At 70.2% G+C, this 26,807-nt stretch carries 24 protein-coding genes; 22 read left to right on the plus strand and 2 right to left on the minus strand.

Features of this window, described 5'->3' with window-relative positions; genetic code table 11:
• Positions 1–121 precede the first annotated feature (121 nt).
• The 8 genes from ruvC (at position 122) to relA (ending at position 9,297) form a co-directional block, all read left to right on the plus strand.
• Positions 122–661 (plus strand): crossover junction endodeoxyribonuclease RuvC, encoded by a 540-nt coding sequence (gene ruvC / locus IE212_RS07320; RefSeq protein WP_190196878.1) that lies wholly within the window; start codon positions 122–124, stop codon positions 659–661.
• On the plus strand, positions 658–1,263 hold the full coding sequence (ruvA, locus tag IE212_RS07325; protein ID WP_190196879.1) for a Holliday junction branch migration protein RuvA: 606 nt from the start codon (positions 658–660) through the stop codon (positions 1,261–1,263). The genes ruvC and ruvA overlap by 4 nt, the downstream gene beginning before the upstream one ends.
• Positions 1,264–1,287: 24 nt before the next feature.
• Positions 1,288–2,358 (plus strand): Holliday junction branch migration DNA helicase RuvB, encoded by a 1,071-nt coding sequence (gene ruvB / locus IE212_RS07330; RefSeq protein ID WP_190196880.1) that lies wholly within the window; start codon positions 1,288–1,290, stop codon positions 2,356–2,358.
• Between the two features lie 185 nt (positions 2,359–2,543).
• Positions 2,544–3,041 (plus strand): preprotein translocase subunit YajC, encoded by a 498-nt coding sequence (gene yajC / locus IE212_RS07335; protein WP_190196881.1) that lies wholly within the window; start codon positions 2,544–2,546, stop codon positions 3,039–3,041.
• Between the two features lie 131 nt (positions 3,042–3,172).
• Positions 3,173–4,936, plus strand: a complete 1,764-nt coding sequence (gene secD, locus IE212_RS07340; protein ID WP_190196882.1) for a protein translocase subunit SecD — start codon at positions 3,173–3,175, stop codon at positions 4,934–4,936.
• Position 4,937: 1 nt separating this feature from the next.
• Positions 4,938–6,047 (plus strand): protein translocase subunit SecF, encoded by a 1,110-nt coding sequence (gene secF, locus IE212_RS07345; protein ID WP_190196883.1) that lies wholly within the window; start codon positions 4,938–4,940, stop codon positions 6,045–6,047.
• On the plus strand, positions 6,044–6,583 hold the full coding sequence (locus IE212_RS07350; protein WP_190196884.1) for an adenine phosphoribosyltransferase: 540 nt from the start codon (positions 6,044–6,046) through the stop codon (positions 6,581–6,583). The genes secF and IE212_RS07350 overlap by 4 nt, the downstream gene beginning before the upstream one ends.
• Before the next feature lie 194 nt (positions 6,584–6,777).
• Entirely contained in the window at positions 6,778–9,297 is a 2,520-nt protein-coding gene (gene relA / locus IE212_RS07355) for a GTP pyrophosphokinase (protein ID WP_190196885.1), read from the plus strand.
• Positions 9,298–9,370: 73 nt separating this feature from the next.
• On the opposite strand, the gene IE212_RS07360 is transcribed toward relA, so the two are convergent.
• Together IE212_RS07360 and IE212_RS07365 are read right to left on the minus strand one after the other, a co-directional pair.
• Entirely contained in the window at positions 9,371–10,600 is a 1,230-nt protein-coding gene (locus tag IE212_RS07360; protein ID WP_190196886.1) for a DUF349 domain-containing protein, read from the minus strand.
• Positions 10,601–10,736: 136 nt separating this feature from the next.
• A complete protein-coding gene (locus IE212_RS07365) occupies positions 10,737–11,582 on the minus strand; it encodes a peptidylprolyl isomerase (protein WP_190196887.1) in 846 nt (281 codons plus the stop codon).
• A gap of 167 nt (positions 11,583–11,749) precedes the next feature.
• Between IE212_RS07365 and IE212_RS07370 the strand changes: the two genes are divergently transcribed.
• The 14 genes from IE212_RS07370 to aroB all read left to right on the plus strand — a co-directional run bounded on the left by IE212_RS07370 (position 11,750) and on the right by aroB (position 26,657).
• Complete coding sequence (locus IE212_RS07370; RefSeq protein WP_190196888.1) at positions 11,750–12,466, plus strand: MBL fold metallo-hydrolase; 717 nt, start codon at positions 11,750–11,752, stop codon at positions 12,464–12,466.
• Positions 12,467–12,477: 11 nt separating this feature from the next.
• Positions 12,478–13,740, plus strand: coding sequence for a histidine--tRNA ligase (gene hisS, locus IE212_RS07375; protein ID WP_190196889.1), 1,263 nt, complete (start codon positions 12,478–12,480; stop codon positions 13,738–13,740).
• Between the two features lie 176 nt (positions 13,741–13,916).
• Positions 13,917–14,573, plus strand: a complete 657-nt coding sequence (locus IE212_RS07380; RefSeq protein ID WP_190196890.1) for a vitamin K epoxide reductase family protein — start codon at positions 13,917–13,919, stop codon at positions 14,571–14,573.
• Positions 14,574–14,626: 53 nt separating this feature from the next.
• Positions 14,627–15,982, plus strand: a complete 1,356-nt coding sequence (locus IE212_RS07385) for a replication-associated recombination protein A (RefSeq protein WP_190196891.1) — start codon at positions 14,627–14,629, stop codon at positions 15,980–15,982.
• Positions 15,983–16,291: 309 nt separating this feature from the next.
• Complete coding sequence (gene rpsD, locus IE212_RS07390; RefSeq protein WP_190196892.1) at positions 16,292–16,906, plus strand: 30S ribosomal protein S4; 615 nt, start codon at positions 16,292–16,294, stop codon at positions 16,904–16,906.
• A 178-nt stretch (positions 16,907–17,084) separates the two neighbouring features.
• Positions 17,085–17,525: a DUF948 domain-containing protein gene (locus tag IE212_RS07395; protein ID WP_190196893.1), complete on the plus strand. Its 441-nt coding sequence runs from the start codon at positions 17,085–17,087 to the stop codon at positions 17,523–17,525.
• Between the two features lie 9 nt (positions 17,526–17,534).
• Positions 17,535–17,888 carry a hypothetical protein gene (locus tag IE212_RS07400; RefSeq protein ID WP_190196894.1) on the plus strand — a complete coding sequence of 118 codons (354 nt, stop codon included), beginning with the start codon at positions 17,535–17,537 and terminating at the stop codon, positions 17,886–17,888.
• Complete coding sequence (gene alaS, locus IE212_RS07405; protein WP_190196895.1) at positions 17,888–20,560, plus strand: alanine--tRNA ligase; 2,673 nt, start codon at positions 17,888–17,890, stop codon at positions 20,558–20,560. The genes IE212_RS07400 and alaS overlap by 1 nt, the downstream gene beginning before the upstream one ends.
• Before the next feature lie 16 nt (positions 20,561–20,576).
• Positions 20,577–21,041, plus strand: a complete 465-nt coding sequence (gene ruvX / locus IE212_RS07410; protein ID WP_190196896.1) for a Holliday junction resolvase RuvX — start codon at positions 20,577–20,579, stop codon at positions 21,039–21,041.
• 121 nt (positions 21,042–21,162) lie between these two features.
• A complete protein-coding gene (gene mltG / locus IE212_RS07415) occupies positions 21,163–22,860 on the plus strand; it encodes an endolytic transglycosylase MltG (RefSeq protein ID WP_190196897.1) in 1,698 nt (565 codons plus the stop codon).
• 10 nt (positions 22,861–22,870) lie between these two features.
• On the plus strand, positions 22,871–23,686 hold the full coding sequence (locus IE212_RS07420) for a shikimate dehydrogenase (RefSeq protein ID WP_190196898.1): 816 nt from the start codon (positions 22,871–22,873) through the stop codon (positions 23,684–23,686).
• 186 nt (positions 23,687–23,872) lie between these two features.
• Positions 23,873–25,057, plus strand: a complete 1,185-nt coding sequence (gene aroC, locus IE212_RS07425; RefSeq protein WP_190196899.1) for a chorismate synthase — start codon at positions 23,873–23,875, stop codon at positions 25,055–25,057.
• Positions 25,054–25,569: a shikimate kinase gene (locus IE212_RS07430; protein ID WP_190196900.1), complete on the plus strand. Its 516-nt coding sequence runs from the start codon at positions 25,054–25,056 to the stop codon at positions 25,567–25,569. Before aroC ends, IE212_RS07430 begins: the two co-directional genes overlap by 4 nt.
• On the plus strand, positions 25,566–26,657 hold the full coding sequence (gene aroB, locus IE212_RS07435) for a 3-dehydroquinate synthase (protein ID WP_190196901.1): 1,092 nt from the start codon (positions 25,566–25,568) through the stop codon (positions 26,655–26,657). Before IE212_RS07430 ends, aroB begins: the two co-directional genes overlap by 4 nt.
• Positions 26,658–26,807: the final 150 nt, after the last annotated feature.

Raw genomic sequence — 26,807 nt, forward strand, 5'->3', positions numbered from 1 at the left:
TAGCCTGGCGGAGTCAAAGATCACCGTCCACGACCGCGACCATCGATTGAGGAACCACGACGGTGCTCAGCCACGTCCGCGAGAGCGGCGGCGGTTCAGCCGCAAAGAGGGGAGGGCGCGCGTGCGCGTGCTGGGGGTGGACCCGGGACTGACCCGGTGCGGTGTCGGCGTGGTCGAGGGCGTCGCCGGGCGGCCGCTCACCATGGTCGGCGTCGGCGTCGTCCGGACGCCCGCCGACGCCGACCTCGGCCACCGCCTGGTCGCCATCGAGCAGGGCATCGAGCAGTGGCTGGACGAGCACCGGCCGGAGTTCGTCGCCGTCGAGCGCGTCTTCAGCCAGCACAACGTCCGTACGGTGATGGGCACCGCCCAGGCCAGTGCCGTCGCCATGCTCTGTGCCGCCCGCCGCGGCATCCCCGTCGCCCTGCACACCCCGAGCGAGGTCAAGGCCGCCGTCACCGGCAGCGGCCGGGCCGACAAGGCCCAGGTGGGCGCCATGGTGACCCGGCTGCTGCGGCTCGGCGCACCGCCCAAGCCCGCCGACGCGGCCGACGCCCTCGCGCTCGCCATCTGCCACATCTGGCGCGCCCCCGCGCAGAACCGGCTCCAGCGGGCCGTCGCCCTGCACACCGCCAAAGCACCGAAAGGCCGTACGGCATGATCGCCTTCGTCAACGGCACAGTGGCCGCACTCGCTCCGGACGCCGCGGTCGTCGAGGTCGGCGGCGTCGGCATGGCCGTCCAGTGCACACCGAACACCCTGTCCACGCTCCGCGTGGGCCGGCCCGCCAAACTGCACACCTCCCTGGTCGTACGGGAGGACTCCCTGACCCTGTACGGATTCGCCGACGACGACGAGCGACAGGTCTTCGAGCTGCTCCAGACCGCGAGCGGCGTGGGGCCGAGACTCGCCCAGGCGATGCTCGCCGTGCACAGCCCCGACGCCCTGCGCCGAGCCGTCGCCACAGCCGACGAGAAGGCGCTCACCGCCGTCCCCGGCATCGGCAAGAAGGGCGCCCAGAAGCTGCTCCTGGAGCTGAAGGACCGGCTCGGCGAGCCGGTCGGCGCGCCCGCCGTCGGCGCACCCGCCAGCACCGGGTGGCGCGACCAGCTGCACGCCGCCCTGATCGGCCTCGGATACGCGACCCGGGAGGCCGACGAGGCCGTGACCGCCGTGGCCCCGCAGGCCGAGGCCGCCGAGGGCGCGCCCCAGGTGGGCCAGCTGCTGAAGGCGGCCCTGCAGACCCTGAACCGCGCCCGCTGATCCACGACCCCCTGAGGCACTTCTATGAACTGGGACGACACGACCGACACCTCCGCCGGCGAGCGGCTGGTGGGCCCTGTCGCCGACGGTGAGGACCAGGCCGTCGAGGCCGCCCTGCGCCCCAAGGACCTGGACGAGTTCATCGGCCAGGAGAAGGTCCGCGAGCAGCTCGACCTCGTCCTGCGCGCCGCACGCGCGCGTGGCGCCACCGCCGACCATGTGCTGCTCTCCGGTGCCCCCGGACTCGGCAAGACCACCCTGTCGATGATCATCGCGGCCGAGATGGGCGCCCCCATCCGCATCACCTCGGGCCCCGCCATCCAGCACGCCGGCGACCTCGCCGCGATCCTCTCCTCCCTCCAGGAGGGCGAGGTGCTCTTCCTCGACGAGATCCACCGCATGTCCCGGCCCGCCGAGGAGATGCTGTACATGGCGATGGAGGACTTCCGGGTCGACGTCATCGTCGGCAAGGGCCCGGGCGCCACCGCCATCCCGCTGGAGCTGCCCCCGTTCACCCTGGTCGGCGCCACCACGCGCGCGGGGCTGCTGCCGCCGCCGCTGCGCGACCGCTTCGGCTTCACCGCCCACATGGAGTTCTACGAACCGGCCGAACTGGAGCGGGTCATCCACCGCTCCGCGAACCTCCTCGAGGTCGAGATCGAGCCGGACGGCGCCGCCGAGATCGCCGGCCGCTCCCGCGGCACGCCCCGCATCGCCAACCGGCTGCTGCGCCGCGTCCGGGACTACGCGCAGGTCAAGGCCGACGGGCTGATCACCAAGGACATCGCGGCGGCCGCCCTCGCCGTCTACGAGGTGGACGCCCGCGGCCTCGACCGCCTCGACCGAGGCGTGCTCGAAGCCCTGCTCAAGCTGTTCGGCGGCGGTCCGGTCGGCCTGTCCACGCTCGCCGTCGCGGTGGGGGAGGAGCGTGAGACGGTGGAAGAGGTCGCCGAGCCCTTCCTGGTACGGGAGGGACTGCTGGCCCGAACCCCGCGCGGCCGGGTCGCCACCCCCGCCGCGTGGGCGCATCTCGGCCTCACCCCGCCCCGCTCCCAGACCGCGGGAAACGGACAACAGGATCTGTTCGGGGCGTGACGCCGCCATCACGCCTCCGGGACGGCGAGGCCAGTGGCCGGAGCAGGAACCCCGGTGCCATGCTGAGCGTTGTTCCATGCGCGCGGACTCGCTTAGACTCCGCCGATGCCGCCTTTGTCGGCGGCGTACACACCCCCAACCATCTGGCCGCTCACAGCGCGGTCGTGTGAAGGAAGTACCGACCCGTGAGTCTCCTGACCCTCCTCCCGTTCATCGTGCTCATCGGGGCCATGTTCCTGATGACCCGGTCGGCCAAGAAGAAGCAGCAGCAGGCCGTGGAGATGCGGAACCAAATGCAGCCCGGCAGCGGTGTCCGCACCATCGGGGGCATGTACGCCACGGTCAAGGAGGTGAACGAGGACACCGTCCTCGTCGACGCCGGCCCGGGCGTCGAGCTCCTCTTCGCCAAGAACGCGATCGGTGCCGTCCTCACCGACGACGAGTACAACCGCATCGTGCACGGCATCGAGCACGACCTGAAGTCCGACGCCGACCTCGTCCCGGACGACGCCTCCTCCCTCACCGAGACCGGCGCCCCCGCCGCCGACGCCACCGCTGACGACAAGGCCGTCGACCTCGGCAAGAAGGACGCGGCCGACGAGCCCGCCGACGACGCTCCGGCCGGCGAGGCGAAGACGGACGAAGAGCCGAAGAAGACCGACGGCGACTCCGAGGCGAAGTAGTCGTGTCCCGGGGTGCGCGGGTCCTGCCCGCGCGCCCCGGGACACGCCCAGCTCGCACGGAATCCCGACATTAGTCATGGCCGCCCGTCCGCCGATCCGGAGCGAGGCGGCCCGAGAGGGAGTACGAGAAGGTGGCCACACCTAAAAAGGGCCGGAACGCGAGCGCCCAGAGCAAGCCGGGGCGCTCGCTGGCCCTGATCCTGATCGCCATCGCGGCGCTCACCGGTGGAATGTTCGCCTCGGGGCACACCACCCCGCGTCTCGGCATCGACCTGGCCGGCGGCACGAGCATCACGCTCCGCGCGGTCCCGGAGGCCGGCAACGAGTCGGCGATCAACAAGACCAACATGGACACGGCCGTCTCCATCATGGAACGCCGTGTCAACGGTCTGGGCGTTCAGGAGGCCGAGGTCCAGACGCAGGGCCGCGACAACATCATCGTCAACATCCCCAAGGGGACGAACTCCGAGCAGGCCCGTAAGCAGGTCGGCACCACCGCCAAGCTCTACTTCCGTCCGGTCATCGCCACCGAGGTCTCCGGCGGCGGCGCGGCCAAACCCTCGCCCAGCCCCACCGGAAGCCCCACGGGCAAGCCGTCCGGCAAGGCCACCGAGAGGCCCGAGGTCACGGACAAGGGTTCCGCGTCTCCGTCCGCCTCTCCCACCACGCAGGGCCGTGCGGTCACCGACGCGCTGAAGGCCTCCCCGACGCCGTCCGCGAGCGCCTCGGACCAGGCGAAGGCCAGCCCTTCCGCCTCCGCGAGCGGCGGTACCGGCGCCGACGACCCGGGCAAGCTCCAGGAGCGGTACGCGAAGCTCGACTGCACGGACCCGAAGACCCGCTCCTCCGTCGGCGACGGCGTCAAGGCCTCCCAGTCCACCCTGGCCTGCGGCAAGAACTCGGGTGGCCAGTGGCAGAAGTACATCCTCGGCCCGGCCGAGGTCGACGGCACCGACGTCGACAAGGCCCAGGCCACCCTGAACACCCAGACGGGCGCCGGCTGGACGGTCCAGATGGACTTCACCAATGGTGGCGCCAAGAAGTTCGGCGCCATCACCGGCAAGCTGGCCCAGAACCAGCCGCCGCAGAACCAGTTCGCGATCGTCCTGGACGGCGACGTGGTCTCCGACCCGTCCGTCAGGCAGGCTCTGACCGGTGGCAACGCCGAGATCTCCGGCAACTTCACCCAGCAGTCCGCTCAGGAGCTGGCCAACATGCTGTCGTACGGCGCGCTGCCCCTGACCTTCAAGGTCGACAGCATGAATACCGTGACCGCCGCACTGGGCGGTGACCAGTTGCAGGCGGGCCTGATCGCCGGCGCCATCGGCCTCGCGCTGGTCGTCATCTACCTCCTGCTCTACTACCGCGGCCTGTCGTTCATCGCGATCCTCTCTTTGCTGGTCTCCGCCGCCCTCACCTACACGCTCATGTCGTTGCTCGGCCCGGCCATCGGCTTCGCGCTGAACCTGCCGGCCGTGTGCGGTGCCATCGTCGCCATCGGCATCACGGCGGACTCGTTCATCGTCTACTTCGAACGCGTCCGCGACGAGATCCGCGAGGGTCGCTCGCTGCGTCCCGCCGTCGAGCGGGCCTGGCCACGCGCCCGGCGCACCATCCTGGTCTCCGACTTCGTGTCGTTCCTCGCCGCCGCGGTGCTGTTCATCGTCACCGTCGGCAAGGTGCAGGGCTTCGCGTTCACGCTCGGCCTGACCACCCTGCTCGACGTGGTCGTCGTGTTCCTCTTCACCAAGCCGCTGCTCACGCTGATGGCCCGCCGCCCGTTCTTCGCGAACGGCCACAAGTGGTCCGGCCTCGACCCGAAGAGCCTGGGTGCCCAACCGCCGCTGCGCCGCACCCGCCGTCCCTCCGCCCCCATCGAGACGAAGGAGGCGTGAGATGTCGAAACTCGGCACCCTCGGCGCCCGGCTGCACCGCGGTGAGATCGGCTACGACTTCGTCAAGAACCGCAGGATCTGGTACGGCCTGTCCATCCTGATCACCATCACGGCCATCGTCGGCCTGGCGGTCCGCGGCCTGAACATGGGCATCGAGTTCCAGGGCGGCGCCGTCTTCAACACCCCCAAGAACACCAGTGTCTCGGTGCTGAAGGCGGAGGAGTACGCGGAAGAGGCCTCCGGTCACGACGCGATCGTCCAGAAGCTCGGTGACGGCAGCCTGCGCATCCAGGTCGCCGGCATCGACACCGGCGCGGCGAGCAAGATCAAGGCCAGCCTCGCCGACGACTTCGAGATCGACCCGGAGCAGATCAACGCGGAACTGGTCGGCCCCAGCTGGGGTGAGCAGATCGCGAACAAGGCCTGGCAGGGCCTGGGCATCTTCATGGTGCTCGTGGTCATCTACCTGGCGATCGCCTTCGAGTGGCGCATGGCGGTGGCCGCGTTCGTCGCCCTGATCCACGACATCACCATCACGGTCGGCATCTACGCCCTCGTCGGCTTCGAGGTCACACCGGGCACGGTGATCGGTCTGCTGACCATCCTCGGCTACTCGCTCTACGACACGGTCGTGGTGTTCGACAGCCTCAAGGAACAGACCAAGGACATCACCAAGCAGACCCGCTGGACCTACAGCGACGTCGCCAACCGCTCGATCAACAGCACCCTGGTCCGTTCCATCAACACCACGGTGGTCGCGCTGCTGCCGGTCGCGGGCCTGCTGTTCATCGGCGGCGGTGTCCTCGGCGCGGGCATGCTGAACGACATCTCCCTGTCGCTGTTCGTCGGCCTCGCCGCCGGTGCGTACTCCTCGATCTTCATCGCCACGCCGCTCGTCGCCGACCTCAAGGAACGCGAGCCGCAGATGAAGGCCCTGAAGAAGCGCGTCCTGGCCAAGCGGGCCCAGCAGGAGGAGACCTCACGGCCGGAGGCCGCCGACGAGGCGTACGCCGGCGAGCCGGGGGACGCCGCGGCCGCGGTCGTCGGCCCCCGCAACCAGCCCGCGTCCCGCAGCCGAGGCCGCGGCCGACCCTCGGGGAAGCGCCGATGACCGACATCAAGGAGCTGCTGCTCAGCCGCATCAGGGACGTGGCGGACTACCCGGAGCCGGGCGTGATGTTCAAGGACATCACCCCGCTCCTGGCGGACCCGGCGGCCTTCACCGCGCTCACCGACGCCCTCGCCGAGATCGCCGACCGCACCGGCGCCACCAAGGTCGTCGGGCTGGAGGCCCGGGGCTTCATCCTCGGCGCCCCCGTCGCCGTCCGCGCCGGCCTCGGCTTCATCCCCGTACGCAAGGCGGGCAAGCTCCCCGGAGCCACCCTCGCCCAGGCCTACGACCTGGAGTACGGCTCGGCGGAGATCGAGGTGCACGCCGAGGACCTGACCGCCGGCGACCGCGTCCTGATCGTCGACGACGTCCTCGCCACCGGCGGCACCGCCGAGGCCTCGGCCCAGCTCATCCGCCGGGCCGGCGCCGAGGTCGCCGGTCTCGCCGTCCTCATGGAACTCGGCTTCCTGAACGGCCGGACCCGCCTGGAGCCGGCCCTGAACGGAGCCCCGCTGGAGGCACTGCTCACGGTCTAGAAGGCCCACGGCAGCCCGGTGGACACCGGCACGGCACCGCGGAGGCGGACCCGGAGGAATCCGGCGTCCGCCTCTCGCGTTTCCCGGGTAGACGGTCCTCACATCGGCTCGAAGGCGATCCCTGGCCTCAGGATCGCTACCATGGGGTCTCCGGAGCCTGACCGGGGGACCCGGATCGCGCACGAGGAGCCCTCTTGCCAGACGAGGCCCAGCACCTGACCGCCGCCAAGCCCGAGTCCGCCTCGGCAGCCGCGGCAAAGCCCGCGCCGAACGCGCCGCACGCGAAGAACGACACCCGCGGGCCGGTCGAGCACGCCCAGTCGGCGCCGGTCGACAAGCCGGCCGAGCAGTCGCGCCCCAAGCCGGCCCCGCCCGCCGTGCGCCAGACAGCCGGCCAGCCCGCCCGCACCGGCTCCTCCAACCGCGTCCGCGCCCGCCTCGCCCGCCTCGGCGTCCAGCGCGCGAACCCGTACAACCCGGTGCTGGAGCCGCTGCTGCGCATAGTGCGCAGCAACGACCCGAAGATCGAGACGGCGACACTCCGCCAGATCGAGCGCGCCTACCAGGTCGCCGAGCGCTGGCACCGCGGCCAGAAGCGCAAGAGCGGCGACCCGTACATCACGCACCCCCTCGCCGTCACGACCATCCTGGCCGAACTGGGCATGGATCCCGCCACGCTGATGGCCGGCCTGCTGCACGACACGGTCGAGGACACCGAGTACGGCCTGGACGACCTGCGCCGCGACTTCGGCGACGTCGTCACCCTCCTCGTCGACGGCGTCACCAAGCTCGACAAGGTCAAGTTCGGCGAGGCCGCCCAGGCCGAAACCGTGCGCAAGATGGTCGTCGCCATGGCGAAGGACCCGCGCGTGCTGGTCATCAAGCTCGCCGACCGCCTGCACAACATGCGCACCATGCGCTACCTCAAGCGCGAGAAGCAGGAGAAGAAGGCGCGCGAGACCCTCGAGATCTACGCGCCGCTCGCCCACCGCCTGGGCATGAACACCATCAAGTGGGAGCTGGAGGACCTCGCCTTCGCGATCCTCTACCCCAAGATGTACGACGAGATCGTCCGCCTGGTGGCCGAGCGGGCACCGAAGCGTGACGAGTACCTGGCCATCGTCACCGACGAGGTCCAGCAGGACCTGCGGGCGGCCCGCATCAAGGCGACCGTCACCGGCCGCCCCAAGCACTACTACAGCGTCTACCAGAAGATGATCGTCCGCGGCCGGGACTTCGCGGAGATCTACGACCTGGTGGGCATCCGCGTCCTCGTGGACACCGTCCGCGACTGCTACGCGGCCCTCGGCACGGTGCACGCGCGATGGAACCCGGTCCCCGGCCGGTTCAAGGACTACATCGCGATGCCCAAGTTCAACATGTACCAGTCGCTGCACACGACGGTCATCGGCCCCGGCGGCAAACCGGTCGAGCTGCAGATCCGCACCTTCGACATGCACCGCCGCGCCGAGTACGGCATCGCCGCGCACTGGAAGTACAAGCAGGAGGCCGTCGCCGGCGCCTCCAAGGTCCGCACGGACGCCCCCAAGTCGTCCGGCAAGAGCAAGGACGACCACCTCAACGACATGGCGTGGCTGCGCCAGCTCCTCGACTGGCAGAAGGAGACCGAGGACCCCGGCGAGTTCCTGGAGTCACTGCGCTTCGACCTGTCCCGCAACGAGGTCTTCGTCTTCACCCCCAAGGGCGACGTCATAGCGCTCCCGGCCAGCGCCACACCCGTGGACTTCGCGTACGCGGTCCACACCGAGGTCGGGCACCGCACGATAGGCGCCCGGGTCAACGGCCGGCTGGTCCCGCTGGAATCCACGCTCGACAACGGCGACCTGGTCGAGGTCTTCACCTCCAAGGCACCCGGCGCCGGGCCCTCCCGCGACTGGCTCGGCTTCGTCAAGTCGCCGCGCGCCCGCAACAAGATCCGGGCCTGGTTCTCCAAGGAACGCCGCGACGAGGCGATCGAGCAGGGCAAGGACGCCATCGTCCGCGCGATGCGCAAGCAGAACCTGCCGATCCAGCGCATCCTGACCGGCGACTCGCTGGTGACCCTGGCGCACGAGATGCGCTACGCGGACATCTCCGCGCTGTACGCGGCGATCGGCGAGGGCCACGTCTCCGCACAGAACATCGTGCAGAAGCTGGTCCAGGCCCTGGGCGGCGAGGAGGCCGCCACCGAGGAGATCGACGAGTCGGTCCCGCCGGCCCGCGGCCGCAGCCGCAAGCGCCGCTCCAGCGCCGACCCGGGCGTCGTCGTCAAGGGTGTCGAGGACGTATGGGTCAAGCTGGCCCGTTGCTGTACGCCCGTCCCGGGCGACCCCATCATCGGCTTCGTCACCCGCGGCAGCGGCGTTTCGGTTCACCGCAGCGACTGCGTGAACGTCGACTCACTCTCCCGTGAGCCGGAGCGCATCCTCGACGTCGAGTGGGCGCCCACCCAGTCCTCGGTGTTCCTGGTCGCCATCCAGGTCGAGGCACTGGACCGCTCCCGGCTTTTGTCCGACGTCACGCGGGTGCTGTCCGATCAGCACGTCAACATCCTCTCCGCGGCCGTCCAGACCTCCCGCGACCGCGTGGCCACCTCCCGCTTCACCTTCGAGATGGGCGACCCGAAGCATCTCGGCCATGTGCTGAAGGCGGTCCGGGGCGTGGAGGGCGTCTACGACGTGTACCGCGTGACCTCGGCGCGCAGCAGGTCGTAACCGGCCGTAGCGCCCACGGACAAGGGGGCTCCCGTACGCCGCGCGTACGGGAGCCCCCTTTCCGTAAGGCCGATCAGCCTCCGAATTCCTGCAGACCCTTCAGAGCCTGGTCCAGCAGCGCCTGCCGGCCCTCGAGCTCACGCTCGAGCTTGTCGGCCCTGGCGTTGTTGCCCTGCGCGCGGGCCTGCTCGATCTGGCCCCTCAGCTTGTCCACGGCGGCCTGCAGCTGGCCGGTCAGACCCTCGGCACGCGCGCGTGCCTCCGGGTTCGTCCGGCGCCACTCGGCCTCCTCGGCCTCCTGGATGGCCCGCTCGACGGCGTGCATACGGCCCTCGACCTTCGGCCGGGCGTCGCGCGGCACGTGACCGATGGCCTCCCAGCGCTCGTTCACGTTCCGGAACGCGGCACGGGCCGCCTTCAGGTCCGTGATCGGCAGGAGCTTCTCGGCCTCCTCGGCCAGCTCCTCCTTGAGCTTGAGGTTCTCCGCCTGCTCGGCGTCCCGCTCGGCGAAGACCGAGCTGCGCGCCGCGAAGAAGACGTCCTGGGCGCCGCGGAAGCGGTTCCACAGATCGTCCTCGTGCTCGCGCTGGGCACGGCCGGCGGCCTTCCACTCGGCCATCAGCTCGCGGTAGCGCGCGGCCGTCGCACCCCAGTCCGTCGAGTTCGACAGCGCCTCGGCCTCCGAGACCAGTCGCTCCTTGGTCCGCCTCGCCTCCTCGCGCTGCGCGTCCAGCTGCGCGAAGTGCTGCTTGCGCCGCTTGGAGAACGCCGACCGGGCGTGCGAGAACCGGTGCCACAGCTCGTCGTCGGACTTGCGGTCCAGCCGCGGCAGGCCCTTCCAGGTGTCCACCAGGGCCCGCAGCCGTTCACCGGCCGCCCGCCACTGGTCGGACCGCGACAGTTCCTCGGCCTCGGCGACCAGCGCCTCCTTGGCCTTGCGCGCCTCGTCGGACTGCCTCGCCCGCTGCGCCTTGCGCTCCTCGCGGCGCGCTTCCACCAGCTCGACGAGCTTGTCCAGCCGGACCCGCAGCGCGTCCAGGTCGCCCACCACGTGGTGCGCGTCGACCTGCTCGCGGATGTGGTCGATCGCGGCCTGGGCGTCCTTCGCGGACAGGTCGGTGGTCTTCACTCGCTTCTCGAGGAGGCCGATCTCGACAACCAGGCCCTCGTACTTGCGCTCGAAATAGGCCAGCGCCTCCTCGGGGGAGCCTGCCTGCCACGAACCGACGACCTGCTCGCCGTCGGCCGTACGCACGTACACGGTCCCCGTCTCGTCGACGCGGCCCCACGGGTCGCTGCTCACAGCGCCTCCTCCACATGATGCCTGCGAGGGGCCTGAAGCTCCCCCGGGCATCGTCCACAGTTTCGTCACGGCCAACATAGGCGACCGGCGGGGGGCGTGTCCGCATCCCGCGCGACCGAAATCAGGCAGTTGAGGATCAGGATTTCGTGACCGTGGCCCTGTCGATCACTACCGTCGCGTTGGGCGCCGTGTTGCCCGTCTGCGGATCGGGAGCCTGCGCCCCCGCCTTGGCGATCTTCTTCAGGACCTTCATGCCCGCCTCGGACACCGTACCGAACGGTGTGTAGTCGGGCGGCAGCTGACTGTCCTGGTAAACCAGGAAGAACTGGCTGCCACCGGTGTTCCGGCCTTTCTTGGCCTGCGGGTTGTACTGGTTCGCCATCGCGACCGTGCCCGCCGGGTACACCCCGCCCTTGAGGCTCTTGTCCTTCAGGTTCTCGTCCGGGATCGTGTAGCCCGGTCCGCCCATGCCGGTGCCCTGCGGGTCACCGCACTGCAGCACGTAGATGCCCCGGTCGGTGAGCCGGTGGCACTTGCTGTGATCGAAGTAGCCTTTTCCGGCGAGGAAGTTGAACGAGTTGACCGTGTGCGGCGCCGCCGACGCCTTCAGGGCGATGTCTATCTCGCCGCAGGTCGTGTCCATCTTCATCGTGTACTTCGCCGACTTGTCGATGGTCATAGCCGGTTCCTTCTTCCAGGTCTCCGACTTGACCTTGCCCGCGGCGGGCTTCTCGCACGGGTCCGGGGCCTTGCTGGGGGAGGCGCTCGGGGACACCTCCGCGCCCGCGTTCTCCTTCTTTCCGTCGTCCTCGAACGGCTTGGTCAGGAAGACCGTCACGGAGAGCACCACGACCACGCCGAGGACCGAGGCGATCACGGAGTTCCGGATCCGGGCCTTGCGTCGCGTCTGGGTGCGTCGCTGCTGCTGCCGCAAGTACTTCTCACGGGCGAGCTGACGCCGCCGCTGTTCCTGGCTGACCACCGGGTTCTCTCCTCATGCGTCGGATACGTCGACCGGTACGCGTGGGGCCTGTGCGCCGACCGCCTGCGTGTGCCCCGTACCGTATATGGGTTCGCTGAGGAATCGGCAGCGCCGGTAGGCTCTGTGGACAGCCGCAGCCGCCCGTATCGACACAACGAAGGACGATCGTGCTCATTGCCGGGTTCCCCGCCGGGGCCTGGGGGACGAACTGCTATCTCGTCGCCCCCGCCGCCGGTGAGGAGTGCGTGATCATCGACCCCGGCCACCAGGCCGCCGACGGCGTCGCGGAGGCGATCGCCAAGCATCGGCTCAAGCCCGTCGCCGTCGTCCTCACCCACGGCCACATCGATCACGTGGCCTCGGTCGTCCCGGTGTGCGGCGCGCACGACGTGCCGGCCTGGATCCACCCCGACGACCGCTACATGATGAACGACCCCGCAAAGGGGATCGGCCGTGCCATCGGCATGCCGCTCCTGGGCGAGCTGACCGTGGGGGAGCCCGACGACGTCAGGGAACTTGCCGACGGCGCGAAGCTCGAGCTGGCCGGCCTGGAGCTGACCGTGGCGCACGCCCCGGGCCATACCAAGGGGTCGGTGACCTTCGGGATGCCCGAGGCGGCGGACATCCCGCCGATCCTGTTCTCGGGCGACCTGCTGTTCGCCGGCTCCATCGGACGCACCGACCTGCCCGGCGGTGACATGGCCGAGTTGCTCGACTCGCTGGCCCGCGTGTGCCTGCCGCTCGACGACTCGACCGTGGTGCTGTCCGGCCACGGCCCCCAGACGACCATCGGCCAGGAGCGCGCCACCAACCCGTATCTGCGGCAGGTGGCGGCAGGCCGCCAAGGACACGGCGCCGCCGACGCTCCCCGACGAGGAATGTGACGAGACCTTCCGTGAGCACCTTCAAGGCCCCCAAGGGCACGTACGACCTGATCCCGCCGGACAGCGCGAAGTACCTCGCCGTCCGCGAGGCCATCGCCGCGCCGCTGCGCGACTCCGGTTACGGCTACATCGAGACGCCGGGCTTCGAGAACGTGGAGCTCTTCGCGCGCGGGGTCGGCGAGTCCACCGACATCGTCACCAAGGAGATGTACGCCTTCGAGACCAAGGGCGGCGACCGGCTCGCCCTGCGCCCCGAGGGCACGGCCTCGGTTCTGCGCGCGGCGCTGGAGGCCAACCTGCACAAGGCGGGCAACCTCCCGGTCAAGCTCTGGTACTCGGGTTCGTACTACCGCTACGAGCGCCCCCAGAAGGGCCGCTACCGCCACTTCTCCCAGGTCGGCGCCGAGGCGATCGGCGCCGAGGACCCGGCGCTCGACGCCGAGCTGATCATCCTGGCCGACCAGGCGTACCGCTCGCTGGGCCTGAGCGACTTCCGGATCCTGCTCAACAGCCTGGGCGACAAGGAGTGCCGCCCGGTGTACCGGACGGCGCTGCAGGAGTTCCTGCGCGGCCTGGACCTGGACGAGGACACCCTGCGCCGCGCGGAGATCAACCCGCTGCGCGTCCTGGACGACAAGCGCGAGTCGGTCCAGAAGCAGCTGGGGGACGCCCCGCTGCTGCGCGACTACCTCTGCGACGCGTGCAAGGCGTACCACGAGGAGGTCCGCGAGCTGATCACGGCGGCGGGCGTCGCCTTCGAGGACGACCCGAAGCTCGTGCGCGGCCTGGACTACTACACCCGCACGACCTTCGAGTTCGTCCACGACGGCCTCGGCTCCCAGTCCGCGGTGGGCGGCGGCGGCCGCTACGACGGCCTGTCCGAGATGATCGGCGGACCCGCGCTGCCGTCCGTCGGCTGGGCCCTCGGCGTCGACCGCACCGTCCTCGCCCTGGAGGCGGAGGGCGTCGAACTCGAACTGCCCGCCACCACCAGCGTGTTCGCCGTCCCGCTCGGCGAGGAGGCCCGCCGCGTCCTGTTCGCCAAGGTCACCGAGCTGCGCAAGAACGGCGTGGCGGCCGACTTCTCCTACGGCGGCAAGGGCCTCAAGGGCGCGATGAAGAACGCCAACCGCAGCGGCGCCCGCTACACGATCGTCGCCGGCGAACGCGACCTCGCCGACGGCGTCGTCCAGCTCAAGGACATGGAGTCGGGCGAGCAGACGCCGGTGGGCGTCAACGAGATCGTGGCGGAACTGGAAGCGCGGCTGGGCTGAGACGCGTCGCAAGGCGCCGGGCCTCCCGGCGCCTTGCGACGGGCACCGGCCGGAACCCGCCCCTCAGGGGCGCCGCGCGGACATGCTTATGTCCGCTGAACGGTGGACGGAGGCCCCGTGCGGCACAATGGCCCTGACCGAAGCAGTCCGGGTCTCTAGTGACGGAATCGGGCGGGATGAGCAAGACGACAGTGAAGGACGTCTCCACGGAGCCACAGCCGGAGCGCGCCGGGATCGCGCCCCGTCGTGAGGGCGGTAGCCGGGCCTTCGCCCTGTTGCTGGTGATCACCGGAGCGGCGGGGCTGCTCGCGTCGTGGGTCATCACGATCGACAAGTTCAAGATCCTCGAGGCCAAGGTCGAGGGCAAGACGTTCACGCCCGGCTGCAGCCTCAACCCGGTCGTCTCCTGCGGCAGCGTCATGGAGAGCAAGCAGGCCGCCGTCTTCGGCTTCCCGAACCCGATGCTCGGCCTGGTCTGCTACGGCATCGTCATCGGCGTCGGCGTGGCGCTGCTCGCACGCGCCCGCTTCCCGCGCTGGTACTGGCTCACCTTCAACGCCGGCTGCCTGTTCGGCGTCGCCTTCTGCGCCTGGCTGATGTTCCAGTCCCTGTACCGGATCAACGCGCTGTGCCTGTGGTGCTCCCTCGCCTGGGTCGCGACGATCCTGATGTTCTGGTACGTGACGTCGTTCAACATCCGCAAGGGCTTCCTGCCCGCCCCGAACTGGCTCAAGGGCTTCTTCGGCGAGTTCACCTGGGTCATGCCCGTGCTGCACATCGGCATCATCGGCATGCTGGTCCTGACCCGCTGGTGGGACTTCTGGACCAGCTGAGCCCGCTCCGGGGCCCGGCCGGATTGTCAGTGCGTTGATTTAGGGTTTCAGACGTGGAGCCCGACCTGTTCACCGCCGCAGCCGAAGAACGCCAGGAGAAGGAACCGTCCAGCAGCCCCCTGGCGGTGCGGATGCGCCCGCGCACCCTCGACGAGGTCGTGGGCCAGCAGCATCTGCTGAAGCCGGGCTCGCCCCTGCGCAGACTGGTCGGCGAGGGCGCCGCCGGACCCGCCGGCGCCTCCTCGGTGCTCCTCTGGGGCCCGCCCGGCACCGGCAAGACCACCCTGGCGTACGTCGTCTCCAAGGCCACCGACGCCCGCTTCGTGGAACTGTCCGCGATCACCGCGGGCGTCAAGGAGGTCCGCGCGGTCATCGACGGCGCCCGTCGCGCCTCCGGTGGGTACGGCAAGGAGACCGTCCTCTTCCTCGACGAGATCCACCGCTTCAGCAAGGCCCAGCAGGACTCCCTGCTCCCGGCCGTCGAGAACCGCTGGGTGACGCTGATCGCGGCGACGACGGAGAACCCGTACTTCTCGGTGATCTCACCCCTGCTCTCCCGTTCCCTGCTGCTCACCCTCGAACCGCTGACCGACGACGACATCAGGGGCCTCATCCGCCGCGCCCTCACCGACGAGCGCGGTCTCAGGGGCGCCGTCACCCTCCCCGAGGAAACCGAGAGCCACCTCGTGCGCATCGCCGGCGGCGACGCCCGCCGCGCCCTGACCGCCCTGGAGGCGGCCGCCGGAGCCGCCCTGGACAAGGGCGAGACGGAGATCGGCCTGACCACCCTGGAGGAGACGGTCGACCGCGCCGCCGTGAAGTACGACCGCGACGGCGACCAGCACTACGACGTGGCCAGCGCTCTGATCAAGTCCATCCGCGGATCCGACGTGGACGCCGCCCTGCACTACCTGGCCCGCATGATCGAGGCCGGCGAGGACCCCCGCTTCATCGCCCGGCGTCTGATGATCTCCGCCAGCGAGGACATCGGGCTGGCCGATCCGACCGCCCTGCAGACGGCGGTCGCCGCCGCCCAGGCCGTCGCCATGATCGGCTTCCCCGAGGCCGCCCTCACCCTCAGCCACGCCACCATCGCCCTCGCCCTCGCGCCCAAGTCCAACGCCGCGACCACCGCGATCGGCGCCGCGCTGGAGGACGTCCGCAAGGGCCTGGCCGGACCGGTCCCCGCGCATCTGCGCGACAGCCACTACAAGGGCGCGACCAAGCTCGGCCACGGCCACGGATACGTCTACCCGCACGACCTGCCCGAGGGCATCGCGGCCCAGCAGTACGCCCCGGACGCGCTCAAGGACCGCGAGTACTACGAGCCCACCCGGCACGGCGCGGAGGCGCGCTACGCGGACGCCGTCGAGTGGACCCGGAAGAACCTCGGTCGAAAGCGGTCCTGAGCACCCTGTAAACTCGTCCGGAGTGCCGCGTCCCGTGCAGTCAGAACGGGACAGTCGGCCGGAGCCGGTCGGGGCACAGTCCTCCGGATCCGGTTCCAGGAGCGTCGCGCACCGTCGAACGGTGTCGCGGGCAGCCCACCACCACCCGCCCCTGGCGGGAGCGGCCGGTGGGCCACTCGCGTGCTGCACGTATGTGCCCAGACCAGGGGAGCGGCTGCCCACCCCGTCCGCAAGGGCGAGGCGGGATTCCCCGGCTGCGGATGCGACCTCCCACAACCCTGACAAGCCGAATCAAGGAAATGAGAGACAGTGGCGAACCAGTCCCGCCCCAAGGTCAAGAAGTCGCGTGCCCTCGGCATCGCGCTGACCCCGAAGGCCGTCAAGTACTTCGAGGCCCGCCCCTACCCGCCGGGTGAGCACGGCCGCGGCCGCAAGCAGAACTCGGACTACAAGGTCCGTCTGCTCGAGAAGCAGCGCCTGCGCGCGCAGTACGACGTGTCCGAGCGTCAGCTCGTCCGCGCCTACGAGCGTGCCTCCAAGGTCCAGGGCAAGACCGGTGAGGCCCTGATCATCGAGCTCGAGCGTCGTCTCGACGCCCTGGTCCTGCGTTCGGGCATCGCCCGCACGATCTACCAGGCCCGTCAGATGGTCGTGCACGGCCACATCGCGGTCAACGGCAAGAAGGTCGACAAGCCCTCCTTCCGTGTCCGCCCGGACGACGTCGTGCAGGTGCGCGAGCGCTCCAAGGAGAAGACGCTCTTCACGATCGCCCGTGAGGGTGGCTTCGCCCCCGAGGGCGAGACCCCGCGCTACCTCCAGGTGAACCTCAAGGCCCTGGCGTTCCGCCTGGACCGTGAGCCGAACCGCAAGGAGATCCCGGTGATCTGCGACGAGCAGCTCGTCGTCGAGTACTACGCCCGCTGATCTCTCGGCAGGCACGCGGTACCTCAGCCCGCCGTCTCCCCGCCCTTCCGGGCGGGCGGGACGGCGGGCTTTCGCGATTGCCCTGCCCCTGGGCGGTAATCCGGTACGGAGCGCCACCCCCGGCGCGATAGGCTCGTGGCACGACTTTTTCGATGTTCAGGCACGTTTCAGGGAGCGGGTGCACACAGTGTCCGGTGGAGAGGTGGCCGGGATCCTGGTGGCCGTCTTCTGGGCGATCCTGGTCTCCTTCCTCGCCGTCGCGCTGGCGAGGCTGGCCCAGACGCTCAAGGCGACCACCAAGCTCGTGGCGGACGTGACCGACCAGGCCGTCCCGCTGCTGGCGGACGCCTCCTCCGCGGTGCGTTCCGCGCAGACCCAGATCGACCGGGTCGACGCGATCGCCTCCGACGTCCAGGAGGTCACGTCGAACGCCTCCGCGCTGTCGACCACCGTCGCGTCCACCTTCGGCGGCCCCCTGGTCAAGGTCGCCGCCTTCGGGTACGGCGTGCGCCGGGCCATCGGCGGCCGCAAGCAGGAGGCGCCGGCCAAGGAGTCCAGGCGGGCCGTGATCGTGGGCCGTACGGTCTCCCGGCGCAGCACCCGAGGCAAGAAGGACTGAGAGTCAGCGATGTTCCGCCGTACCTTCTGGTTCACCACGGGCGTCGCCGCCGGTGTCTGGGCCACCAACAAGGTCAACCGCAAGCTCAAGCAGCTGACCCCCGAGAGCCTCGCCAGAACCGCGGGGAACAAGGCGATCGAGGCCGGTCACCGCATCAAGGACCGGGCGGTTGGCTTCGCCCTCGACGTCCGGCACAACATGGCCGTGCGGGAAGCCGAGTTGGGTGACGCCCTGGGGATCAACGAGAATCCCGAACTCCCCGCCCCCAGGCGGTACGCCGCCATCGAGAACCGCAACAACCCGAAGTACGTCGAGGGCTCGGCGTACCAGACGTACCCGTACAACCGGAATGAGGACCACTGATGGAGTCGGCTGAGATTCGCCGCCGCTGGTTGAGCTTCTTCGAGGAGCGCGGTCACACCGTCGTCCCTTCGGCGTCGCTCATCGCGGACGACCCGACTCTGCTCCTGGTCCCGGCCGGCATGGTGCCCTTCAAGCCCTACTTCCTGGGTGAGGTCAAGCCGCCCTTCGCCCGCGCCACCAGCGTCCAGAAGTGCGTGCGCACCCCGGACATCGAAGAGGTCGGCAAGACCACCCGGCACGGCACGTTCTTCCAGATGTGCGGCAACTTCTCCTTCGGCGACTACTTCAAGGAAGGCGCCATCAAGCTCGCCTGGGAGCTGCTCACCAGCCCCCAGGACAAGGGCGGTTACGGCCTCGACCCCGAGCGCCTGTGGATCACCGTCTACAAGGACGACGACGAGGCCGAGCGCATCTGGCACGAGGTCGTCGGCGTGCCGAAGGAGCGCATCCAGCGCCTCGGCATGAAGGACAACTACTGGTCCATGGGCGTCCCCGGCCCCTGCGGCCCCTGCTCCGAGATCAACTACGACCGCGGCCCCGAGTTCGGCGCCGAGGGCGGCCCCGCCGTCAACGACGAGCGGTACGTGGAGATCTGGAACCTCGTCTTCATGCAGTACGAGCGGGGCGAGGGCATCGGCAAGGACAACTTCGAGATCCTCGGCGAACTGCCCAGCAAGAACATCGACACCGGCCTCGGCCTCGAGCGCCTCGCCATGATTCTGCAGGGCGTGCAGAACATGTACGAGATCGACACCTCGATGGCCGTCATCGACAAGGCCACCGAGCTGACCGGCGTCCGCTACGGCGACGCCCAGGCCTCGGACGTCTCCCTGCGCGTGGTCACCGACCACATGCGCACCTCCGTGATGCTCATCGGCGACGGTGTCACCCCCGGCAACGAGGGCCGCGGCTACGTGCTGCGCCGCATCATGCGCCGCGCCATCCGCAACATGCGCCTGCTCGGCGCCACCGGTCCGGTCGTCAAGGACCTGATCGACACCGTGATCGGCATGATGGGCCAGCAGTACCCCGAGCTCATCACCGACCGCGAGCGCATCGAGAAGGTCGCCCTCGCCGAGGAGAACGCCTTCCTCAAGACGCTGAAGGCCGGCACCAACATCCTCGACACGGCCGTCAGCGACACCAAGGCCGCCGGCGGCACCGTCCTGCCCGGCGACAAGGCCTTCCTGCTCCACGACACCTGGGGCTTCCCGATTGACCTCACCCTGGAGATGGCCGCCGAGCAGGGCCTGTCCGTGGACGAGGACGGCTTCCGCCGCCTGATGAAGGAGCAGCGGGAGCGCGCCAAGGCCGACGCCCAGGCCAAGAAGACCGGGCACGCCGGTGCCGGTGCCTACCGTGAGATCGCCGACCAGGCCGGTGCCACCGACTTCATCGGCTACACCGACACCGAGAGCGAGTCCACGATCGTCGGCATCCTCGTCGACGGTGCCTCCTCCCCGGCCGCCACCGAGGGCGACGAGGTCGAGATCGTCCTCGACCGCACCCCGTTCTACGCCGAGGGCGGCGGCCAGATCGGCGACACCGGCCGCATCAAGGTCGATTCCGGTGCCGTCATCGAGATCCGCGACTGCCAGAAGCCGGTCCCCGGGGTCTACGTCCACAAGGGCGTCGTCCAGGTCGGCGAGGTCACCGTCGGCGCCAAGGCCCACGCCGCCATCGACGACCGCCGCCGCAAGGCCATCGCCCGCGCCCACTCGGCCACGCACCTGACCCACCAGGCCCTGCGCGACGCCCTCGGCCCGACGGCCGCCCAGGCCGGTTCCGAGAACCAGCCCGGCCGCTTCCGCTTCGACTTCGGATCGCCGTCCGCCGTCCCGACGGCCGTGATGACCGACGTCGAGCAGAAGATCAACGAGGTGCTCGCCCGCGACCTGGACGTCCGCGCCGACGTCATGGGCATCGACGAGGCCAAGAAGCAGGGCGCCATCGCCGAGTTCGGCGAGAAGTACGGCGAGCGCGTGCGCGTGGTGACCATCGGCGACTTCTCCAAGGAGCTGTGCGGCGGCACGCACGTGCACAACACCGCCCAGCTGGGCCTGGTGAAGCTGCTCGGCGAGTCCTCCATCGGCTCCGGTGTGCGCCGCATCGAGGCCCTGGTCGGCGTGGACGCCTACAACTTCCTGGCCCGGGAGCACACGGTCGTCGCCCAGCTCCAGGAGCTGATCAAGGGCCGCCCGGAGGAGCTCCCGGAGAAGGTCTCCGCCATGCTCGGCAAGCTGAAGGACGCCGAGAAGGAGATCGAGAAGTTCCGCGCCGAGAAGGTCCTCCAGGCCGCCGCCGGTCTCGCCGAGTCCGCCAAGGACGTCCGGGGCGTTGCGCTCGTGACCGGTCAGGTCCCCGACGGCACGACCGCCGACGACCTGCGCAAGCTCGTCCTCGACGTGCGGGGCCGCATCCAGGGCGGCCGGGCCGCCGTCGTCGCCCTGTTCACGGTGGCGAACGGCAAGCCGCTGACGGTGATCGCCACCAATGAGGCCGCCCGCGAGCGCGGTCTGAAGGCCGGCGACCTGGTCCGCACGGCCGCCAAGACCCTCGGCGGCGGCGGTGGCGGCAAGCCGGACGTCGCCCAGGGCGGCGGCCAGAACCCGGCCGCCGTCGGTGACGCCGTCGACGCCGTCGAGCGCCTGGTCGCCGAGACGGCCAAGTAAGGATCAGGTAGAGAAGATGCGCAGAGGACGTCGACTCGCGATCGACGTCGGGGACGCCCGCATCGGGGTCGCCTCGTGCGACCCCGACGGGATCCTCGCCACCCCGGTGGAGACGGTGCCAGGGCGTGACATCCCCGCAGCTCACCGACGGTTGAAGCAACTCGTCGAGGAGTACGAGCCGATCGAGGTGGTGGTCGGTCTCCCGCGTTCCCTCAAGGGCGGCGAGGGCCCGGCCGCGGTCAAGGTCCGTGGCTTCGTCCAGGAACTGGCGCGCATGATCGCGCCGATTCCGGTGAGACTCGTCGATGAACGCATGACGACGGTGACGGCCAGTCAGGGACTGCGCGCCTCGGGCGTGAGATCCAAGAAGGGGCGGTCCGTGATCGACCAGGCAGCAGCCGTGATCATCCTGCAACAGGCCCTTGAATCCGAACGGGTGTCAGGTAAAGCACCCGGCGAAGGCGTCGAAGTGGTCATCTGATCGCGATACGGTAACGTTCCGCGCGATGCGGCGGCGTTCGAACAGCCACCGCACAGCAAGAGGCGGGACGGGAGGCGGGCCGGAAGCCGCGCGACCGCCGCCTCGCGGCTCTAGGGGATCGATGACTGAGTATGGCCGGAGCCCAGGCTCCGAACCGTGGCATCCGGAGGACCCGTTGTACGGGGACGGCGGATGGGGAGGCCAGCAGGCCCACCAGGGTCAGCAGTCCCCCTACGGCGGCCAGCCGCAGCACTATCCAGAGCAGCAGCAGTACGGCGACTGGGGCACCGGCGAGCAGGCCGGACACGGTCAGCAGCAGTACCCGTACGACCAGCAGTACGCGGCGCAGGGACGCCAGCCCTACCAGGGGCAGGAGTACGCGCAGGGGCACGGCTCTCAGCAGGGCCAGTACCAGCAGCAGTACCACGACGGTGGTTGGGCCACCGGATCGCACCCGCACACGCCGTACCCCGGGGACGCCGCGGACCCCTACGGGCAGCACGCCGGCGGGTACGGCCCGGAACAGGCGGACGACTACGGCACGGCCGATGCCTACCCGCCTCCGGAACCGCCCGGCCGGCGGCGCGCCGAGCCGGAACCGGAGCCGGAGACCGACTGGGACCCCGGACCCGACCAGGGCGAGCACGCCTTCTTCGCCGGCGGGGACGACGATGACGACGGCGACGAGCAGCGGGACCGCCGCGGGCGCGACGACCAGCGAGCACGGGGCGGCAAACCGAAGAAGAGCCGCAACGGCATGGCCTGCCTGCTGGTCGCCGTGGTCCTGGGCGGCGGTCTGGCGGGCGTCAGTTACTTCGGCTACCAGTTCTTCCAGGACCGTTTCGCCGACGCCCCGGACTTCGCCGGGGACGGCAGCGGGCAGGAAGTGTCCGTCGAGATCCCCAAGGGCGCGGACGGCTACGCGATCGGCCGGGTGCTGAAGTCGGCCGGGGTCGTCAAGAGCGTCGACGCCTTCGTCTCGGCGCAGGCCGGCAACCCCGACGGCCGGAACATCCAGGACGGCGTGTACACGCTGCAGAAGCAAATGTCGGCCGCGAGCGCGGTCGAGATGATGCTCAGCCCGGAGAGCCGCGACAACCTGATCATCGCCGAGGGCAAGCGCAACGCCGACATCTACCGCCTCATCGACAAGCGGCTGGAAGTCGAGGAAGGCACCACCGCCGCCGTCGCCAAGAAGGACTACGAGAAGCTCGGCCTGCCCGGCTGGGCGATGAACCACCCGGGCGTCAAGGACCCGCTGGAAGGCTTCCTCTACCCCTCCAGTTACGGCATCGCCAAGGGACAGACCCCGGAGGGCGTCCTGAAGCAGATGGTCGAGCGAGCCACCCAGACGTACGACAAGCTCGGCGTCGAGCAGAAGGCCCAGAGCCTCGGGCTCGAGGACCCCTGGCAGCTGATCACCGTGGCGAGCCTGGCCCAGGCCGAGGGCACGAGCCACGACGACTTCCGCAAGATGGCCGAGGTCGTCTACAACCGCATGAAGCCGGGGAACCCGCAGACCAACGGCATGCTGGAGTTCGACTCCACGTACAACTACATCAAGAACCAGAGCAAGATCGACCTGAGTCTGAGCGAACTGCGGACCTACGACAACCCGTACAACACGTACTTCCACAAGGGCCTGCCGCCCGGACCGATCGACAACCCGGGGGAGGAGGCGCTGAAGGGCGCTCTCAACCCGACCAAGGACGGCTGGTACTACTTCATCTCGCTGGACGGCAAGACCAGCGAGTTCACCAAGACCAACGCGGATCACCAGAAGCTGGTCGACAAGTTCAACGCCTCGCGGAACAACTGAGGAACAACCGATGGCCGTACCCCGCCGGGCCGCCGTTCTCGGCTCGCCGATCGCGCACTCCCTGTCACCGCGGCTGCACACCGCGGCGTACCGGGCGCTGGGACTGACCGACTGGTCCTACGACCGGTTCGAGATCGACGAGGAGTCGCTGCCCGGATTCGTCGCGGGGCTCGGACCTGAGTGGGCGGGGCTGTCGCTCACCATGCCGCTGAAGCGGGCGGTGATCCCGCTGCTCGACGAGATCACCGGCACGGCGGCCTCGGTGGAGGCGGTCAACACCGTGGTCTTCCAGCCGGACGGGCGGCTCGTCGGTGACAACACCGACATCCCCGGACTGGTGGCGGCACTGCACGAGCGCGGTGTGGAGAAGGTGGAGAGCGCGGCGATCCTGGGCGCCGGCGCCACGGCGTCCTCGGCTCTCGCGGCACTGGCCAGGATCTGCACGGGCGAGGTCGCCGTGTACGTGCGCAGCGAGCGGCGTGCGGCTCAGATGCGCCAGTGGGGCGAGCGGCTCGGCGTCCGGGTCCGGCCCGCCGAGTGGGCCGAGGCGGCGCAGGCCTTGGAGGCGCCCCTGGTCGTCTCCACGACCCCCGCCGGAGGGACGGACGCGCTGGCCGAGCAGGTGCCCGCGCGGGTGGGCACGCTGTTCGACGTGCTCTACGAGCCCTGGCCCACGCCTCTGGCGGCGGCGTGGGCGGAGCGTGGCGGGCAGGTGCTGAGCGGCCTCGACCTGCTCGTCCACCAGGCGGTGTTCCAGTTCCGGCAGTTCACGGGCGATCCGCGGTCGCCGCTCGCCGCGATGCGGGAGGCCGCACAGCGGGGCTGACGCCTCCCGTGGTTCGTCTGCCCGCCGTCCGTCTGTCCGTCTGCCGGACTCGGATCGGAGCCGTTCCCAGGACATGGGAGGATCAAAGGCGGCGGGCCGTGGCCGCGCATCCGGTCCGCCCGTCGCCGTACGCGGTGGCATGCGTACGCTGGGCAGTAAGCAGGCCGCGAGCACTGAGGAGCACCGTTGAGCAGGTTGCGCTGGCTGACCGCGGGGGAATCCCACGGTCCCGCACTCGTCGCGACGTTGGAGGGTCTTCCCGCCGGCGTGCCGATCACCACGGACATGGTGGCGGACCATCTCGCGAGGCGGCGCCTGGGCTACGGGCGCGGTGCCCGCATGAAGTTCGAACGGGACGAGGTCACCTTCCTCGGCGGCGTCCGGCACGGGCTCACGCTCGGCTCCCCGGTCGCGGTCATGGTGGGCAACACGGAGTGGCCGAAGTGGGAACAGGTCATGGCGGCCGACCCGGTCGACCCGGAGATCCTCGACGGACTCGCCCGTAACGCCCCGCTGACCCGCCCGCGGCCCGGTCACGCCGACCTCGCGGGCATGCAGAAGTACGGCTTCGACGAGGCCCGGCCCGTCCTGGAGCGGGCCTCCGCCCGGGAGACCGCCGCTCGGGTGGCGCTGGGCGCGGTGGCCCGGTCCTACCTGAAGGAGACGACCGGCATCGAGATCGTCTCCCACGTGGTGGAACTGGCCGCGGCGAAGGCACCCAAGGGTGTGTACCCGACACCGGCGGACGTCGGGAAGCTGGACGCGGACCCGGTGCGCTGCCTGGACGCCGACGCCTCGAAGGCGATGGTCGCCGAGATCGACCAGGCCCACAAGGACGGTGACACCCTCGGCGGTGTGGTCGAGGTGCTGGCGTACGACGTGCCCGTCGGGCTGGGTTCCCACGTGCACTGGGACCGCAAGCTCGACGCCCGGCTCGCCGGCGCCCTCATGGGCATCCAGGCGATCAAGGGCGTGGAGATCGGCGACGGCTTCGAGCTGGCGCGGGTCCCGGGTTCCAAGGCGCACGACGAGATCGTGAAGACCGATGAGGGCATCCGGCGCACCTCCGGCCGCTCCGGCGGCACGGAGGGCGGCCTCACCACCGGTGAGCTGCTGCGCGTGAGGGCCGCGATGAAGCCGATCGCGACGGTCCCCCGCGCCCTGCAGACCGTGGACGTCACCACCGGCGAGGCGGCGCAGGCCCACCACCAGCGCTCCGACGTCTCCGCCGTCCCGGCCGCCGGCATCGTCGCCGAGGCCATGGTGGCCCTGGTTCTGGCGGACGCCGTGGCGGAGAAGTTCGGCGGTGACTCGGTGGCCGAGACCCGCCGCAACGTCACCTCGTACCTCGACAACCTCGCCATCCGATGAGCGGGCCGCTGGTCGTCCTGGTCGGCCCCATGGGGGTGGGCAAGTCGACTGTCGGCGGGCTGCTCGCCGAGCGGCTCGATGTCGCCTACCGGGACACCGACGACGACATCGTCGCCGCCCAGGGACGGACCATCGCCGAGATCTTCGTCGACGAGGGCGAGCCCGCCTTCCGGGCGATCGAGAAGGCGGCCGTGCACAAGGCGCTCACCGAGCACGACGGAGTCCTGGCGCTGGGCGGCGGCGCCGTGCTCGACGCCGACACACGTGCGCTGCTCGCCGGGCAGCGAGTGGTGTACCTGTCGATGGACGTCGAGGAGGCGGTCAAGCGCACCGGCCTCAACGCGGCCCGGCCGCTGCTCGCGGTCAACCCCCGCAAGCAGTGGCGCGAGCTGATGGAGGCCCGCCGGCACCTGTACGAAGAGGTCGCCACGGCCGTGGTCGCCACCGACGGCCGCACCCCCGAAGAAGTGACCCGAGCCGCCTTGGACGCACTGGAGTTGAAGGACGTATGACTGAGGCAGTGACGCGGATCCAGGTCGGCGGCACCGCGGGAACCGACCCCTACGAGGTCCTGGTGGGCCGCCAACTCCTCGCCGAACTCGGCGGGTTGATCGGCACCCAGGCCAAGCGGGTCGCCATCGTCCACCCCGAGGCCCTGGCCGAGACCGGTGACGCGCTCCGTGCCGACCTGGCCCAGCAGGGCTACGAGGCGGTCGCCATCCAGGTGCCCAACGCCGAGGAGGCGAAGACCGCCGAGGTCGCCGCCTACTGCTGGAAGGCGCTGGGCCAGTCCGGATTCACGCGCACGGACGTCATCGTCGGCGTCGGCGGCGGCGCGACCACGGACCTCGCCGGGTTCGTGGCCGCCACCTGGCTGCGCGGGGTGCGCTGGATCGCCGTCCCGACCACCGTGCTCGCCATGGTCGACGCGGCCGTCGGCGGCAAGACCGGCATCAACACCGCCGAGGGCAAGAACCTGGTCGGAGCCTTCCACCCGCCCGCCGGTGTCCTCTGCGACCTGGCCGCGCTGGATTCCCTCCCGGTGAACGACTACGTCTCCGGACTCGCCGAGGTCATCAAGGCCGGCTTCATCGCCGACCCGGTGATCCTGGACCTGATCGAGTCCGACCCCGAGGCCGCCCGCACACCGGCAGGGCCCCACACCGCCGAGCTCATCGAGCGCTCCATCCGCGTCAAGGCCGACGTCGTCTCGTCGGACCTGAAGGAATCGGGCCTGCGGGAGATCCTCAACTACGGCCACACGCTCGGCCACGCCATCGAGAAGAACGAGCGCTACAAGTGGCGCCACGGCGCCGCCGTCTCGGTCGGCATGCACTTCGCCGCCGAACTCGGCCGCCTGGCGGGCCGGCTGGACGACGCGACGGCCGACCGTCACCGCTCGATCCTGGAATCGGTCGGGCTGCCCCTGCACTACCGTCACGACCAGTGGCCGAAGCTGCTGGAGACCATGAAGGTCGACAAGAAGTCCCGCGGAGACCTGCTGCGCTTCATCGTCCTCGACGGTCTGGCCAAGCCCACCGTGCTGGAGGGACCCGACCCGGCCGTGCTGCTCGCCGCGTACGGCGAGGTGGGCCAGTAAGTCACGCGACGCGCCTTCTGCCCGGATCGCCTTACGGGGCCGGGCACTTAGGGCCGCCCCCGGCCGTTCACACAACGACGACCGGGGGCGGTACCGTTCGCTAGCAGCGGGTTCCGCCCCCGCGGTCAGAGCCCATCGCCTGTACGAGAC

The organism is Streptomyces djakartensis, assembly GCF_014651075.1.
Classification (GTDB): domain Bacteria; phylum Actinomycetota; class Actinomycetes; order Streptomycetales; family Streptomycetaceae; genus Streptomyces; species Streptomyces djakartensis.